The organism is Acidovorax sp. LjRoot194 (assembly GCF_964253015.1).
Taxonomy (GTDB): Bacteria; Pseudomonadota; Gammaproteobacteria; order Burkholderiales; family Burkholderiaceae_C; genus Acidovorax.
Map to the genome: position 1 here is coordinate 2,261,658 of NZ_CAXUQB020000001.1, position 15,803 is coordinate 2,277,460.

14 protein-coding genes are annotated in these 15,803 nt (G+C 67.4%); 7 read left to right on the forward strand and 7 right to left on the reverse strand.

What is annotated here, in order from left to right; genetic code table 11:
• The first annotated feature begins 61 nt into the window (after positions 1-61).
• The 3 genes from ACSQ3N_RS10205 (at position 62) to ACSQ3N_RS10215 (ending at position 2,340) form a co-directional block, all read left to right on the forward strand.
• Positions 62-487 (forward strand): MAPEG family protein, encoded by a 426-nt coding sequence (locus ACSQ3N_RS10205; RefSeq protein ID WP_056163749.1) that lies wholly within the window; start codon positions 62-64, stop codon positions 485-487.
• A 412-nt stretch (positions 488-899) separates the two neighbouring features.
• The gene (locus ACSQ3N_RS10210) at positions 900-1,952 is read left to right on the forward strand and encodes an ABC transporter substrate-binding protein (protein WP_436146174.1); all 1,053 of its coding nucleotides are present in this window, start codon (positions 900-902) and stop codon (positions 1,950-1,952) included.
• Between the two features lie 235 nt (positions 1,953-2,187).
• Positions 2,188-2,340: a DUF3096 domain-containing protein gene (locus ACSQ3N_RS10215; RefSeq protein WP_082485775.1), complete on the forward strand. Its 153-nt coding sequence runs from the start codon at positions 2,188-2,190 to the stop codon at positions 2,338-2,340.
• Between the two features lie 96 nt (positions 2,341-2,436).
• Here the strand turns inward: ACSQ3N_RS10215 and ACSQ3N_RS10220 are convergent, their stop codons facing one another.
• Together ACSQ3N_RS10220 and gloB are read right to left on the reverse strand one after the other, a co-directional pair.
• On the reverse strand, positions 2,437-3,984 hold the full coding sequence (locus ACSQ3N_RS10220; RefSeq protein WP_056163758.1) for a transglycosylase SLT domain-containing protein: 1,548 nt from the start codon (positions 3,982-3,984) through the stop codon (positions 2,437-2,439).
• A complete protein-coding gene (gene gloB / locus ACSQ3N_RS10225; protein WP_056163761.1) occupies positions 3,981-4,757 on the reverse strand; it encodes a hydroxyacylglutathione hydrolase in 777 nt (258 codons plus the stop codon). The genes ACSQ3N_RS10220 and gloB overlap by 4 nt, the downstream gene beginning before the upstream one ends.
• Between gloB and ACSQ3N_RS10230 the strand changes: the two genes are divergently transcribed.
• The 4 genes from ACSQ3N_RS10230 to ACSQ3N_RS10245 all read left to right on the forward strand — a co-directional run bounded on the left by ACSQ3N_RS10230 (position 4,756) and on the right by ACSQ3N_RS10245 (position 11,017).
• On the forward strand, positions 4,756-5,700 hold the full coding sequence (locus ACSQ3N_RS10230; protein ID WP_082516752.1) for a class I SAM-dependent methyltransferase: 945 nt from the start codon (positions 4,756-4,758) through the stop codon (positions 5,698-5,700). The genes gloB and ACSQ3N_RS10230 overlap by 2 nt on opposite strands.
• Positions 5,697-6,146: a ribonuclease HI gene (gene rnhA / locus ACSQ3N_RS10235; protein ID WP_056163766.1), complete on the forward strand. Its 450-nt coding sequence runs from the start codon at positions 5,697-5,699 to the stop codon at positions 6,144-6,146. Before ACSQ3N_RS10230 ends, rnhA begins: the two co-directional genes overlap by 4 nt.
• Before the next feature lie 219 nt (positions 6,147-6,365).
• Complete coding sequence (locus ACSQ3N_RS10240) at positions 6,366-7,796, forward strand: efflux RND transporter periplasmic adaptor subunit (protein WP_436146175.1); 1,431 nt, start codon at positions 6,366-6,368, stop codon at positions 7,794-7,796.
• 50 nt (positions 7,797-7,846) lie between these two features.
• Entirely contained in the window at positions 7,847-11,017 is a 3,171-nt protein-coding gene (locus ACSQ3N_RS10245; RefSeq protein WP_436146176.1) for an efflux RND transporter permease subunit, read from the forward strand.
• Between the two features lie 238 nt (positions 11,018-11,255).
• Here ACSQ3N_RS10245 and ACSQ3N_RS10250 read toward each other — a convergent pair whose 3' ends face one another.
• The 5 genes from ACSQ3N_RS10250 to moaA form a co-directional block, all read right to left on the reverse strand.
• Positions 11,256-11,591: a thioredoxin family protein gene (locus ACSQ3N_RS10250; protein WP_436146177.1), complete on the reverse strand. Its 336-nt coding sequence runs from the start codon at positions 11,589-11,591 to the stop codon at positions 11,256-11,258.
• A gap of 86 nt (positions 11,592-11,677) precedes the next feature.
• On the reverse strand, positions 11,678-13,105 hold the full coding sequence (locus tag ACSQ3N_RS10255) for a molybdopterin molybdotransferase MoeA (RefSeq protein WP_436146178.1): 1,428 nt from the start codon (positions 13,103-13,105) through the stop codon (positions 11,678-11,680).
• Between the two features lie 67 nt (positions 13,106-13,172).
• Positions 13,173-13,787, reverse strand: a complete 615-nt coding sequence (locus ACSQ3N_RS10260; protein WP_082516753.1) for a GNAT family N-acetyltransferase — start codon at positions 13,785-13,787, stop codon at positions 13,173-13,175.
• Positions 13,788-13,858: 71 nt separating this feature from the next.
• On the reverse strand, positions 13,859-14,491 hold the full coding sequence (mobA, locus tag ACSQ3N_RS10265; protein ID WP_056163780.1) for a molybdenum cofactor guanylyltransferase MobA: 633 nt from the start codon (positions 14,489-14,491) through the stop codon (positions 13,859-13,861).
• A gap of 169 nt (positions 14,492-14,660) precedes the next feature.
• Entirely contained in the window at positions 14,661-15,797 is a 1,137-nt protein-coding gene (gene moaA / locus ACSQ3N_RS10270) for a GTP 3',8-cyclase MoaA (protein WP_056163829.1), read from the reverse strand.
• Positions 15,798-15,803 lie beyond the last annotated feature (6 nt).

The following is a 15,803-nucleotide window of genomic DNA, read 5'->3' on the forward strand; positions in this document are numbered from 1 at the left end:
CACAATTTAATAGCTGCTAGCGCTTGCGTACCAAGCGGTAGCGGCCCAAAAGGCATACAAAATGAATACCACCATGCATGTCGCACGGTTTACGGTGGCCTACTGGTGCGTGCTGATCGCGGCGTTGCTGCCGCTGGCCTGTTCATGGCTCGCCAAGAGCGGCAACTGGGGCAAGCCGCGCAAGGACGGCGGCTTCGACAACCACGACCCGCGCGCCTGGATGGCGCGCCAGACCGACTGGCGCGCGCGCGCCAACGCGGCGCAGGCCAACAGTTTCGAGACGCTGCCGTTCTTCATCGGTGCGGTCATCATTGCGCACCTTTTGGGTGCCGGGCAGACGCTGCTCGACATCCTGGCTTTTCTGTACGTGATGCTGCGCGTGTTCTACATCCTGATGTACGTGTCCGACATGCCGACGGTGCGCAGCGCCGTCTGGGCTGCAGCCCTGCTGGTGAACATCGCGATCCTGTTTGTGGGGTATCGGTAGCCTGGTACTGGCAGCCCCACGAGGCACTGCCCTCGGGGTGATGCGTGCCCTCCCGCCGGACGGTGCGAACTCTGTGAAGTGGCGGAGCCAGACATGCGGGTGCGCTTTTCTGGGGGGCGCCGGTGTCAGGCGATCCGCCCGAGGGGTGGCGTGCCCTCACTCGCTGGTCGTCGTAAAGTGCTACGGCCCATGAAAACTGGCGCACGTCAAAGCCAGTGCATCCGTGGATCTGGCTTTGCCAAGCCACCGGGTGCGTCCGCTCCCGCGCAGCGAGAGAGGGGAAGGCGCCGAAGGCGGCTCAGACGTACATACCCTTTCCCTACGTACAAACCCGCTGGGAATCCCCCTAATGCGGAATGGCCCACTCTGCGGCACGATTGTTGCGGTGCAACAATGTCTATTTTCTGATCCCATGAACCGTCCTTTGCACACCCGCCGCGCCTTTGGTGCACTGTCTGCTGCTTCCGCAGCTGCGGTGTTTGCGCCTGCGGCCGTGCGGGCCCAGACGGACGCCACGCCGCTGGGCCGCGTCACCATCGCGGTGGGGGGGCAGGGCGTGCTGTACCACCTGCCTCTGGCGCTGGCGGACCAGTTGGGGTTCTTCCGGGCCGAGGGGCTGGACGTCACGGTGCGGGACTTCGCCGCCGGTGCGTTGGCAGTGCAGGCGGTGCAAGAGGGGGCGGCAGACGTCTGCGCTGGTGCTTTCGAGCACACGCTGCGCCAGCAGGCGCGGGGGCAGGCCTACCGCTCGCTGGTGGTGCAAGGGCGCGCGCCGCAGTTGGCTTTGGGTGTGTCGCAGCGCTCCCTGCCGTCCTTCAAGGAGCTGGGCGATCTGGAAGGGCGGCGCATCGGCGTGTCGTCGGTGGGGTCGTCCACCCACCTGGCGGCCAGCCTGCTGCTGGCGCGGGTGGGGCTCTCATCCAAGGATGTCTCGTTTGTGCCCGTGGGCTCCGGCACGGCGGCGCTGAATGCGCTGCGCGCCGGGCAGGTGCATGCGCTGTGCCATGCCGACCCGATCATGACCTTGCTGGAGCAAAAGGCCGACACCCGCATCGCGGGCGACATGCGCTCGCTCAAGGCGGCGCAGGAGATATTCGGTGGCAACATGCCCGCCAGCTGCCTGTACGCACCGCAGGCCTTCATCCAGAAAAACGCACCGCAGGCACAGGCGCTGGCCAACGGCATCGTGCATGCGCTCAAGTGGCTGCAGACCGCGGGCCCGGCCGACCTGGTGAAGGCGGTGCCGCCGGGGTATCTGATGGGCGACCGGGGGTTGTACCTGGCGGCCTTCAGCCGCGTGCGCGAGACCTACTCCACCAACGGGCTCATGGCCGACGACGGTGCGGCCACCGCCTTGCGCGTGCTCGCGCGGGTGCACCCCGAGATGGCGGATTTCAAGGTCGACCTGGCGCGTACCTACACCAACGAATTCGTGCGCAAGGCACGGCAGAAATTCAACGTCTAGGCATTGGCAGGACCTGCCAGAGCCTGAAGGGGTGCTGGGGGATGAAAAGGGATTGGCGGGCCACGCCTACAGCAGGCTGGCGCTCCGTCCTGCGACGCAAAAATCAGCCAACGGATGGACTACAGTCCTGGGCAGTCGGCACTGCGCACCATCCCGGCATTGCACTGTGCCGTCGTCGCCCACACCGCTTCCACGCTCGTTGTTTTCTTCTTTTTTCTACATCAAGGATCGCGCCATGACGTTCAGCCTCAGCATCGGCCCTCTCGTTTCCCTGATCGCCGGCATTCTCATTCTGGTGATGCCCCGCCTGCTCAGCACCATCGTGGCGCTGTACCTCATCATCATGGGCATTTTGGGGCTGCTGGGCATGCACAACCTGCGCTTTTGAGCCCAGCCCCAGCGCTCGACTGAGGGCTAAGGCAGCGCTGTAGCCATCAGGCAGTCTTGTGGAGGGCAGCGCGGCTGCCCTCGTCGTCCGTGCGCTTCAGCGGCGCTTCACCTTCGACGGCGTGCCACCCTTGCGCGCCGGTGCCGACACCGAACGCTTGCCGCCACCACTGCTGTTGGCCGAGGCGCGCGTGCTGCCGCTGCTGCGTGCGCTGGCCTGGGCCTGCCGCACGGGCAAGTACACCACCACCTGCTGCCCCAGCTTGAAGGCTGCATTGGCGCGCACGTCGTTCCAGTCGGCCACGCTGGAGGCTGCCAGCTTGTAGCGGCGCGCGATGCTGGCCACGGTTTCACCCTTGCCGGCGCGCACAGTCGTCTTGCGCGTCACCATCTCCGGCGCAAAGGCCAGCTGGCCGTTGTCCGCCAGGTGCGACGACACATCCTGGCGGATGGCTGCCGAGCGCGGCACCATCAGCGCCGATCCCGCCTTGATGAGCATGCGCGGCGGGATGTTGTTCAGGCTGCGCAGGTCGTTCTCGCTCATGCCCGCACGCTGGGCGGCGTCGGCCACCGTCATGTTGGAGGGCACGGACCACACGGTCCAGCTGGCGTACTGGCCTTCGCGGCGCGCTTCCAGGTTGCGCTGGAAGACCTTGGCGTTGTCCCACGGCAGCAGAATCTGCGGCGTGCCGGCGGCCAGGATCACAGGCCGGTGAAACGACGGGTTCAGCGCGCGGAAGTCATCCTCGCGGATGCCGGCCAGCTGGGCCACCAGCGCCACGTCCATGTCGTGCGTGATGTCCACGGTCTGGAAGTACGGGTGGTTCTCGATCAGCGGCAGCTCGGTGCGGAAGGCCTCGGGGTGCGCCACGATGTTCTTCACCGCCTGCAGTTTGGGCACATACATGCGGGTCTCGGCCGGCATGTTCAGGTCGGTGTAGCTGGTACCCAGGCCTTGCTTCTGGTTGCGCGCAATGGCGCGGCCCACGCTGCCTTCGCCCCAGTTGTAGGCGGCCAGGGCCAGGTGCCAGTCGCCGAACATGCCGTGGAGCTTTTGCAGGTAGTCGAGCGCGGCGCGGGTCGAGGCCAGCACATCGCGGCGGTCGTCACGGAATGCGTTCTGCTTGAGGTCGAAATAGTTGCCGGTGGCGGGCATGAACTGCCACATGCCGGCCGCCTTGGCGCTGGACACCGCCTGGGGGTTGAACGCGCTCTCGATGTACGGCAGCAGGGCCAGCTCGGTGGGCATGCCGCGGCGCTCCAGCTCTTCGACGATGTGGAACAGGTACTTGCTCGAGCGCTCGGTCATGCGCTGCATGTAGTCGGGCCGGGTGGCATACCACTGCTCGCGGTCCTGCACCAGTTCGTGCTGCAGGTCGGGCATCGCAAAGCCGCGGCGGATGCGGTCCCACAGGTCGGCGGGGGCCGACAGCGATGCGACTTCGCCGCTGGCGGCCTGCGCAGCGGTGATGGGGCGCAGCGGGCCGTTGGGAATGACGGGGGTGTGCGGGGCGCGGGCCGCCGGCGTGCTGGCGGTGGTGGTGGCCTTGGCGTCCTTGGCTGCAGTGTCTTGCGTGGTGCCTGTGGTGGCGCAGCCAGTAAGCCATACGGCGGCTGCCAGGCAGGCAATGTGCAAAATTTTCATCGGAACTCGTTCTTCCATTGGCGCAGTGCGGCCAGAACCGCTACGGCGTCGTCTTCGTGGACCTGCGCATCGAAAACCTGGGCCGCGTGGGCCACACCAGGCTGCCGTGTGCGCAGGAAGGGGTTGATGTCTCGCTCCAGCGCCATGTTGGAAGGCAGCGTGGGCTGATTGCCGGCACGCAGCGCTTCGCACTGGTTGCTGTAGTGGAGCAAAGCTGCGTTGCCGGGTTCCACGGCGCGCGCAAATTTGAGGTTGGACAGTGTGTACTCGTGCGTGCAGCACACGCGGGTGTCGCCCGGCAGCGCCGCCAGCTGGTCGAGCGAGCCGAGCATCTGCGCTGGCGTGCCTTCGAACAAACGCCCGCATCCGCCAGAAAACAGTGTGTCGCCGCAAAACAGCAGCGGCGCCCCATCGAACGCCGCGCAATAGTAGGCGATGTGGCCCGCCGTGTGTCCAGGTACGTCGAACAGGTCGAAGTGCAGGCCCAGCGCGTCGACGGTATCACCCTGCGCCAGGCGCACCAGCGGCTCGGGAATGCGCTCGCGGGCCGGGCCGTAGACCACGGCGCCGGTGGCGTCGCGCAGCGCATCGACCCCACCGACATGATCGGCATGGTGGTGCGTGACTAGAATGGCCTGCAACTGCACGCCCAGGCGCTGCAGTGCCTGCACCACGGGCACGGAATCCCCAGGGTCGACAACGATCGCATGGCGCCCGTCGTGCAGCATCCAGATGTAGTTGTCGGTAAAGGCGGGCAGCGGCAGCAAGTTCATGAGCGATCAAATTATAGGTTTGCACCGGTGGTTCGACTCCCCGCCGGGCCGGTACCTGCTGGCATGGGAGCAGGCGCGCTTCGATGACGCGGTGGCCGACATCTTTGGCTACCACAGCCTGCAGCTCGGCATGCCGCTGCTGGACGGCCTGCGCGCCAACCGCATGCCCCACCAGTGGCTGGCCCTGGGGCAGGAGGGTTTTGCCGTGGGGCACGCACCGGGTGCGGCCCACATGATGGCTGGCGCAGACCGGGGCATCGCCGTGGATGGGCGCGCGGACCCTGGTGCCGTGGCACAGCCCCAGCGCCGCACCATCGACTTGCTGGCAGAGTCCGTGGCCCTGCCGTTTGCAGAAAACAGCCTCGACCTGCTGGTGCTGCCCCACACCCTGGAGCTGAGCATCGACCCCCACGCCACGCTGCGCGAGGTGGAGCGGGTGCTGGTGCCCGAGGGGCGGGTGGTCATCAGCGGCCTGAATCCCGCCAGCCTGTGGGGCCTGCGCCAGCGGCGGGCGCGGCTGTACCAGCGCCTGGGCAAAGGCCACCTGTACCTGCCCGACGTGGGCGAGTTCATCGGCTACCGCCGCCTGCGCGACTGGCTGCGGTTGCTCAGCTTCGAAGTCGAATCGGCCCAATTTGGCTGTTATCGTCCTGCAGTGCGCAGCACCCAGTGGCTGGACCGCTTCGGCTTCATGGACCCCTGGGGCGAGCGGTGGTGGCCCATCTTCGGGGCAGCGTACTTCGTGGTGGCCGCCAAGCGGGTGCACGGCATGCGCTTGCTGGGGCCCGCCTGGCGCACCCAGCGCCAGCGAGCTGCGGGCACGGTGCCCGTGGCCAACCGGGCCCACGCGGCTGGCGCGCCAGCGGTACCCGCGGCGCGGCCCGCCACCCGCAAGCCCCACGCATCGTTCAAAAAACGCGACAAAGACAGGAACACGGTTTGAATCAGGTAGTGATATACACAGACGGCGCCTGCAAGGGCAACCCCGGCCCCGGCGGATGGGGCGTGCTGCTGCGCGCGGGCGACACCGAAAAAGAGCTGTTCGGCGGCGAGCTGGGCACCACCAACAACCGCATGGAGCTGATGGCGGTGATCGAGGCGCTGACGGCGCTCAAGCGGCCCTGCGCGGTCACGCTGTTCCTCGACAGCGAATACGTGCGCAAGGGCATCACGGAGTGGATCCACGGCTGGAAGGCCCGGGGCTGGCGCACGGCGTCCAAGCAGCCCGTCAAGAACGTGGAGCTGTGGCAGCGCCTGGATGCGCTGGTCAGCACCGGCGGCCACCGCATCGACTGGCGCTGGGTGAAGGGGCACTCGGGCGACCCCGGCAATGAACGGGCGGATGGCCTGGCCAACAAGGGCGTGGACAAGGCCCTCGGCAGGGGTTGAAGCGCGCTTTTTGGCATTGAAGCTGGCACGCGGTGTGCATTCCAGCAACACAGCGCCTCGGGATATTCGCCTGAGCGCCTGGGTGAGTGGTCGCTTTGTGTAAAGCCTGCGTAAAACCGGGGAATTGACCTTCGGTCAAGGCGCCAGTCACTGCAGTGTCTGACACGGACTGATACATTCTTTGGTTGCATTCCGCTCTTCCACCGGTTTCATTGATCCATGGCGTCCAAGAAAAGAACCATCGTTTTCGCTGTCATCGGCATTGCAGCCGCCCTGGGTGCTGCATGGTGGCTGCAAAAGCCCACCCAGGCTCCGCGCACTGATGGGGCGCCGGCAGCGCCTGCAGCCGCCAACGGCGCGCCTGCGGGCTCTGCACGCGGTGGAGCGCAGGGCGGTGCAGGCCGGGTGGCGTCGGTAGAGGCCGTGGCCGTGCGCCAGATGGCGATGCGTGACGATGCCGAGGCCGTGGGCAGCCTGCGGTCGCGCCAGAGCGTGGTGCTGCGCCCTGAGGTCAGTGGCCGCATCACCCAGCTGAACTTTCGCGACGGCCAGCGCGTCAAGCGCGGCCAGGTGTTGGTGCAGTTCGACGACCAATTGCCCCGCGCCCAGATCCAGCAGAGCCAGGCGGAGATGTCCATCGCCCAGGCCAACCACAAGCGCAACCAGGAGCTCGTGGCCCAGGGCTTCATCAGCCAGCGTTCGGTGGACGAGAGCGCAGCCAACCTCGAAGTGGCGCAGGCCAAACTGTCGCTGGCGCAGGCCACCGCATCGCGCCTGAAGATAGTGGCACCCTTTGACGGCATTGCCGGCATCCGCGGCGTGAACGTGGGTGACTACCTGAAGGACGGTGCCGACATCGTCAACGTGGAAGATCTCGACGCGGTGTACGTGGACTTCCGCCTGCCCGAGCGCCTGCAGAGCAAGGTGCGCACTGGCCAGACGGCGCAGGTCTCCTTCGATGCGCTGCCAGGCGTGCGCTACGGCGCCGTGGTGCAGGCCATCAATCCCCAGATCGACGCCGATGGCCGCTCCATCGCGGTGCGCGGCTGCATCGACAACCGCCGCCTGCAGCTGCGCCCGGGCATGTTCGCCCGCGTGACCGCCGTGTTTGCCGAGCGCGCAGATGCGAGCGTCATCCCTGAAGAGGCCGTGGTGCCTGAAGGTAGCAACCCCTATGTGTTCAAGATCGTCGAGGGCAAGGAGCCTGGCAGCCGCATCGCCCGCCGCACACCCGTGAAGCTGGGTGTGCGCACCCCCGGGTTTGTCGAGGTGGTGGATGGCTTGAAAGCGGGCGACGTGGTCGTTTCGGCGGGGCAGCAGCGCATCCAGAAGGACGGCGCTGCGGTGCGCGTGGTGGAACTGGGCAAACCCTCCAGCGGCGCCGCGCCTGGGGCCGCACGTGCAGCATCGGGCCCCGGGGCTGCGGTCAGCGCAGCGGCGCCGGCCGATGCGCCTGCCAACGGCGCGGCGGGTGCGCCCAATGGTGCCCCCATGGCTGCGGCCGCTGCACCCGCTGCGGTGCCGGCAGCCCCGGCGGCAGCGCCATCCGCCGCGGCCCTGGTGGCACCGCTGCCAGGCACCAACCCTTGCCTGGCCGCCGGTGGGCCCGGCGGGCGCGCCGCGCCATCTGGTGCACGTGCACCTGCCTGATCCCTTCCCCGCCCGCCCGACCGACCGACTGACCGAAGCCCCCCACTGCCATGCAACTCGCTGAAATATCGATACGCCGGCCGGTCTTTGCCACCGTTCTGTCGCTGCTGGTGCTGCTGATCGGTGCGGTGAGCTTCACACGCCTGTCGGTGCGCGAATACCCCAAGATCGACGAGCCCGTGGTCACTGTCAGCGTGCGCTACGCGGGCGCCTCGGCCGAGGTGATCGAGTCGCAGGTCACCAAGCCGCTCGAAGACTCCATCGCCGGCATCGACGCGGTGGACGTGATCACCTCCATCAGCCGCCCCGAGCAAAGCCAGATCAGCGTGCGCTTTCGGCTGGAGAAAGACGCCGACAACGCCGCCGCTGAAGTGCGCGACCGCACGGCCCGGGTGCGCAACCGCCTGCCCGACGCAGTGGACGAACCCGTCATCGCCAAGGTCGAGGCCGACGCCTCGCCCGTGATGTGGCTGGCCTTCAGCAGCGACACGCGCAGCCCGCTGGAGATCAACGACCTGGTCAACCGCATCGTCAAGCCGCGCCTGCAGACGGTGACCGGCGTGGCCGACGTGCCCATCTACGGAGAGCGCAAATACGCCATGCGCGTATGGCTCGACCCTGAACGCATGGCCGGCTACCGCCTGACCACGCAGGATGTGGAAGACGCGATCCGCAAGAACAACCTGGAGCTGCCCGCGGGCCGCATCGAGTCGCAGCAGCGCGAGTTCAGCGTGACCTCGCAGACCGACCTGTCCACGCCCGGGCAGTTTGCCGAGGTGGTGATCCGCACCGTCAACGGGTTTCCGGTGCGCATCCGCGACGTGGCGCGGGTCGAAGAGGGTGCCGCCAGCGACCGCAGCCGCGTGCGCCTGAACGGGCGCGAGGCCATCTCGGTCGGCGTGATCCGCCAGGCCACGGCCAACCCGCTGGAGCTGGCGCAGGGCGTGCGCGCGATGATGCCCGTCCTCAAGTCCGACCTGCCGCCGGACATCGTGATCGACGTGGCCAACGACAACTCGCTGTTCATCGACCGGTCCATCAAGAGCGTGTACTCCACCATCATCGAAGCGGTGGTGCTGGTGGCGCTGGTGATCTTCGTCTTCCTGCGCACGCTGCGCGCGTCCATCATTCCCATCATCACCATCCCGGTGAGCCTGGTGGGCAGTTTTGCGCTGATGTCGCTGGCGGGCTTTTCGATCAACACGCTCACGCTGCTGGCGCTGGTGCTGGCCATCGGCCTGGTGGTGGACGATGCCATCGTGATGCTGGAGAATATCTACCGGCACATCGAAGAAGGGCTCGACCCGTTCTCCGCCGCGATCAAGGGCGCGCGCGAGATCGGCTTTGCCATCGTGGCCATGACGCTCACCCTGGTGGCGGTGTATGCGCCGCTGGCCTTCACGCCCGGGCGCACCGGCCGGCTGTTCGTGGAGTTTGCGCTGGCGCTGGCCGGGGCGGTGGTGGTGTCGGGCTTCGTGGCGCTCACGCTGTCGCCCATGATGTGTTCGCTGCTGCTCAAGCACAACCCCAAGCCCAATTGGTTTGACCGCTCCATGGAGCGCTGGCTCACCGCGCTGTCGGACGCGTATGGCCGCCTGCTGCGCTGGATCGTGACCGCCCGCTGGGGCGGCGGCGCGGGCCAGGAGGGCGCCGGCCGCGGCAGCCGCATCCGCGGCGCGATCTTCCAGGCCCGCTGGATCGTGATCGCCATCATGGCCGTGAGTGGCGTGGCCCTGGTCCTGGTCTATCCCACCATGCGCCAGGAGCTGTCGCCGCTCGAAGACCGCGGCACAGTGCTGGTCAACGTCACTGCGCCGGACGGCGCCACTCTGGACTACACCAACCGCTACGCGCTGGAGCTGGAGAAAATTGGGCAGCAGTACCCCGAGTTCGACCGCATCTTCGCCAACATCGGCAACCCCACCGTGGCCCAGGGCAGCGTCATCTACCGCACGGTGGACTGGGAAAACCGCAAGCGCACCACCCTGGAGCTGGCGCGCGAGCTGCAGCCCAAGGTGGGCACACTGCCGGGCGTGAGCTCGTTCCTCATCACCCCGCCATCGCTGGGCCAGGGCTTTCGCGCACGGCCGCTCACGTATGTGATCCAGACGTCCGACAGTTATGAAAACCTTAACCAGGTGGCCACTGCCTTCATGGCAGAGATTGCGCAGAACCCCGGCATCATCGGCCCCGACATCGACCTGCGCCTGAACAAGCCCGAGCTGCGCATCGAAGTCAACCGCGAGCGCGCGGCCGACCTGGGCGTGAGCGTGGACGTGGTCGCCAAGGCCATCGAAACCATGCTGGGCGGGCGCACCGTCACGCGCTACAAGCGCGATGCGGAGCAGTACGACGTGATCGTGCAGACGGCCGCACGCGGCCGCACCACGCCAGAGAACATCGACACCATCTACGTGCGCGGCCGCAACGATTCGATGATTCCGCTGTCCAGCCTGGTCACCGTGCGTGAGAGCGTGAGTCCCCGAGAGCTGAACCACTTCGGCCAGCGCCGCTCGGCCACCATCACCGCCAACCTGTCGCCCGAGTACTCGCTGGGCGAGGCGCTCAAGTTCATGGACGACACCGCCGCCAAGGTGCTGCGCGCCGGCTACACGACCGATCTGAACGGCACCTCGCGCGAGTTCAAGAGCTCGCAGGGCGCGCTGGGCGTGGTGTTCTTGCTCGCGCTGGTGTTCATCTTCCTGGTGCTGGCAGCGCAGTTCGAAAGCTTCATCGACCCCCTGGTGATCATGGTGTCGGTGCCGCTGTCGATGATCGGCGCCCTGCTGGCGCTCAAATGGAGCGGCGGCTCGCTCAACGTGTATTCACAGATCGGCCTGATCACGCTGGTGGGCCTGATCACCAAGCACGGCATCCTGATCGTCGAGTTCACCAACCAGCTGCGCGAGCAGGGCATGGACATGGTCGATGCACTGGTCAAGGCCTCGGCCCAGCGCCTGCGCCCCATCCTGATGACCACCGGCGCCATGGTGCTGGGCGCCATTCCCCTGGCGCTGGCCACCGGCGCGGGCGCCGAGACCCGCATGCAGATCGGCTGGGTGATCGTGGGCGGCATGTCGCTGGGCACGCTGCTCACCATCTTCGTGGTGCCCACCATGTACACGCTGTTCGCACGCAGGACGGTGCCCGGGGCGAACACGGCGGTGGCGACCGAAGAGCCGGCGCATGCGGTGCACATGCACGACTACGTGGGCAAGTAAGTAGGAAGTAGGGGCCTCGCCGTACTGACCCATCAGAGCAAAAACACAAAAGGCCCTGTCGGGGCCTTTTGTTTTTGGGGGCTGATGGAGAAGATGGTTCGGCTTCAGAAGTGCAGCAAGCCCTGGAGACTGCTGCTCCTGCAGATCCATCCTCGACCATTCCATTTCCGTTCGGGCTGAGCCTGTCGAAGCCTTTCGCAGTGCCTCTGCAGGCTCAGTGTAAACGGCTTGATGGGCATCAGCCTGCTGGCGCTGCCAGGACTTGCAGTGCATCAGCGATCTCCTGCTGACCCTGCGGCCGCACCAGCCGCTCCACTTCCTTGCCGTCCTTCAGGAACACCAGTGTCGGCCAGAGCTTCACGCTGAAGCTGCGGCCCAGGCGCTGGCCGGGGCCGTCTTCCACCTTCACGTGGGCGACGTCACCACGGTCCTTCAAGGCGCCTTCGATCAGCGGCTGTGCGCGCTGGCAGTGGCCGCACCAGGGCGTGCCGAACTCCAGCACGGCAGCGCCCGTCAGGCTGTCGATATCTTCGCGAGCAGGGGGCTGGGCAAGGTGTGTGGCGGTGTAGGGCATGGCGGTTCAACGAGTGAAATGAAAAGTTGGGACACAGGTTATGGCGAGGGAGCGCGCTCTGCACCAGCGATGTGCCCATGGCTGTGTCAGATCATGCCTTCAAAGACCATCACATCCACCGTGTCGCCCACCGCCACGTTGCCCTGGCCGTGGTGCAGCACGATGAGGCCGTTGGCCTGCACCATGGAGCTGAGCACGCCCGAGCCCTGGTTGCCGGTGGTGCACACCTGCAGCGTGCCGTCGGCGGCGGTGGTGACGGTGCCGCGCTGGTATTCGGTGCGGCCGGGCTTCTTGCGCAGGGGCTCGGTACACACGGCGCGCAGCAGGGGCGGCGCAGGGCGGGTGCTGCCCATCATGCGCAGCAGGGCAGGACGCACGAACGCGAGAAAGGTCACCATCACCGCCACCGGGTTGCCCGGCAGGCCAAAGAGGACTGCACCTTCACCCCCGCCTGTGCCTGTGCCTGTGCCTGCACCCGCGTCACTATTGCTACTGTTTTGATAGCTGATGGCGCTTTCTGGATGAGCGGCAGGGGCTTTTTTTGCTTCAAACTGGGTGCTTGGCAGCGTGCCGGCGATGGTTCCCACCGCCATCGGGCGGCCCGGGCGCATGGCGATGCGCCAGAAGGCCACGTCGCCCAGCTTCTTCATCATGGTGCGGGTGTGGTCAGCCTCGCCCACGCTCACGCCGCCGCTGGTGATGATGGCGTCCGCCGGCCCTGCGGCCTGGCGGAAGGCGGCTTCGAGCAGCGCGGGCTCGTCGCGCACCACGCCCAGGTCGATCACCTCCACGCCCAGGCGGGTGAGCAGGCCGAACACGGTGTAGCGGTTGCTGTCGTACACCGCGCCTTCGCGGGGCGGCTCGCCCAGGCTCAGGATCTCGTCGCCGGTCGAGAAGTACGCCACCCGCAGGCGCCGGAACACCGTCAACGTGGGCAGGCCCAGGCTGGCCACCAGGCCCAGCGCTGCGGGCGTCAGCAGCTCGCCACGCGCCAGCGCCACGCCGCCTTGCATCAGGTCTTCGCCCTTGAAGCGGCGGTTGTCGCCGGTGCGCAGCACGTCGGCCGCAATGCTGATGCGCTGGCCACTATCCGCTGTGCTGCCGGCTGTGTCGGAAGACGTGGTGGTGAACTCCTGCGGCACCACGGTGTCCAGACCCGCGGGCATGATCGCGCCGGTCATGATCTTCACGCATTCGCCAACTGTCACGCTGCCCGTCCACGCCTTGCCTGCCAGCGCCGTACCCACCACGCGCAGCGCCAGGGGCTGGCCCGCTACCAGCTGCGCGCCTGCGAAGGCGTAGCCGTCCATGGCGGAGTTGTCGTGCGGCGGCACGCTGATGGGCGACACCACATCGCGGGCCAGTACGCGGCCCAGTGCGTTGAAAAGCGGCAGCTCCTCGGTGTCCTGCACGGGCTCGACCAGGCGCTCCAGGAACGCGTTCACATCGGAGGCTTTGAGCGCCTGCGGGTCGTAGCCCTGAAGTTCAGCAGCGATCTGGGCAATGGTCTTCATGGGCAGCAAACAAACAATCAATCAATCAGTCGGGTATGCCGCGCGGCAATCGTCACAGGACGTCGCGTCACCGGGAGCGACAGGCGGGAAAGGGGTCGGAGGTCAGCAAAAGCAGCATGTGCAGCTTGTCGTACGCCACGTTGTCGACGATCACGGCGCGCGGCAGCAGGCCCCAGGGATGAAAGCCCGCCTGCTCGTACAGCCGCACCACATGGGTGTTCGACGCGGTCACCGTGAGCACCAGCTGCGTGAGGCCGGGGACCTGGCGCGCAGCCAGCACGCAGGCTGCAATCAGCTGCCGCCCGATGCCCTGGCGCTGCGCACCGGGCGCCACCATCATGCCCACCACGCTGGCGCAGTGGCGCTGCTGGGTCCGCTGCTCGCGCTCGCAGCCCACGCAGCCGAGCAACCGGCCGGTGGCATCGAACGCACCGAGAAAAAACGTGCCCGATGCCACCGGCCCGAAGCGCCCGGCGTATTCCTTGGCCGCGCGGCCGATGGACGACGCGTAGTCCGAGGTGAAGGCGTCGGGTGCCGTGCGCAGCGCTTCATCGCGCACCGCCTTGTAGGGCACGGCGTCGGCCGCTGTGAGTGCGCGGATGCGTACCGCCGCAGGCTGGGCGGCAGTAGTCGCCACCGGAATCGACGTCGCTGCGGTGCCTGCGCTGTGGGGAGTGGGCATGGGGAACAAAAGCGGGGGATGGGTTGGTGCAGACCGGAGCAGGGGAGAGCCGTGCGTGCAGGCGCGGCAACTCAGCGCCCCGCCGTGCCCTCCAGCGCATGCAACTCGGCCAGGGTGTTGGCGTTGAAGAACGCTTGCGCGTCATCCCCAGGCTGATCGAACGGCACCAAGGCACAGCGGTGCTGGCCGGTCCACGCGTCGATCTTGCGGCCACCGGCCTGCGTGAAGGCCACCAGGCTTTCCAGCAGCTCCACGCGCAGCAGGCAGAACACCGGCTGCGGGCGCACGGTGATACGCCCCTGACCGTCGTCCTCGGGCGCGCAGGCCATGGCGATCTCGGCGTCCTGCTCGCTGGCGGCAGCGGCCAGGCGGGTTGCCAGGTCCAGCGGAAACAGGGGCGTGTCGCACGGCACGGTCAGCAGCCACGGTGTTTCGCAGCGCTCCAGCCCCGTCAGAAAGCCCGCCAGCGGCCCCGCATAGTCGGCCAGCACATCGGGCCACACCGGCGCACCGAACGCCTCGTACGCGGCCAGGTTGCGGTTGGCATTGACCATGGTGGACCCGGTCTGCATCTGCAGCCGCATCAGCGTGTGCAGCGCCAGCGGCAGGCCGCGAAAGTTCTGCAGGCCCTTGTCGACCCCGCCCATGCGGGAGCCCCGGCCGCCGGCCAGCACGAGGCCGGTGATGTCTTGGGTATCAATCATTCGTGATCTTCAAAGAAACTCAGACGGGTGCTTCGCGTGATCCTGGAACGGGCGCGGCCAGGCCAGTGCACCCGTGCAACCGACTTCGCCAGGCCACCGGGTGTGCCCCCCTGCCGCACGCAGCGAGAGCGCGGGCAGACGCCGAAGGTGGCTCAGGGGGCGCTTCACTTCATCCACCGATATAACTCATCTCCACCCGGCGAGCACCGCCGCCCGCGTCCGCAGGCAGGCTGCTGCGCAGCTCCGAATAGCGGTCGGTGCGCTGCTGCCAGATGGGGGCGATGGCCGATGCGATGGCCTCGTCGCTGGCACCACCGCGCAGCAAGGTGCGCAGGTCGTAGCCCTGGGTGGCGAAGAGGCACAGGTAGAGCTTGCCTTCGGTGGACAGGCGCGCGCGGTTGCAGTCGTGGCAAAACGCCTGGGTCACGCTGCTGATCACGCCGACCTCGCCCAGGCGCGGGTCGTGCTCGCCAGCGGCGTTGGCGTAACCCCAGCGTTCAGCGGTTTCGCCGGGTGCGCTCGGGCTCAGCGCCACCAGCGGCAGTTCGGCGCGCAGGCGCTCGATGAGCTCGGCCGAAGGCAGCACCTCGTCCATGCGCCAGCCGTTGGTGGCGCCCACGTCCATGTATTCGATGAAGCGCAGCGTGGTGCCCGTGCCCCGGAAGTGGCGCGCCATGGGCAGCACCTCGTGGTCGTTGGTGCCACGCTTGACGACCATGTTCACCTTGATTTGCGAGAGGCCCGCCGCGTGCGCCGCCTCGATGCCCGCCAGCACGTCCGCCACCGGAAAGTCCACATCGTTCATGCGGCGGAACACCGCATCGTCCAACCCATCGAGGCTCACGGTCACGCGGTTCAGGCCCGCGTCCTTCAGGGCCCGGGCCTTGCGCGCGAGCAGCGACCCGTTGGTGGTGAGCGTCAGGTCGGGCGGCAGGCCGTCCACGGTGCGCAATTCGGCCAGTTGCGCCACCAGGGCTTCAAGGTTCTTGCGCAGCAGCGGCTCGCCGCCGGTCAGGCGGATCTTGCGCACGCCATGCGCCAGGAAGAGCCGCGCCAGCCGCGTGATCTCTTCAAAGCTGAGCAGGGCGCCGTGTGGCAGGTAGGGGTAGTCCTTGTCGAAAACTTCCTTGGGCATGCAGTAGTTGCAGCGGAAGTTGCAGCGGTCCGTCACGCTGATGCGCAGGTCCCGCAGCGGCCGGCCGAGCGTGTCGGTGAGCAGCCCGGTAGGCGCCGAGGCGTGCAACGGCACCTTCGCCGCCAGAGCGGCGATGCGTTGGTCCACCAGGGGGATCACTCGTTCGGCCATGGGGTG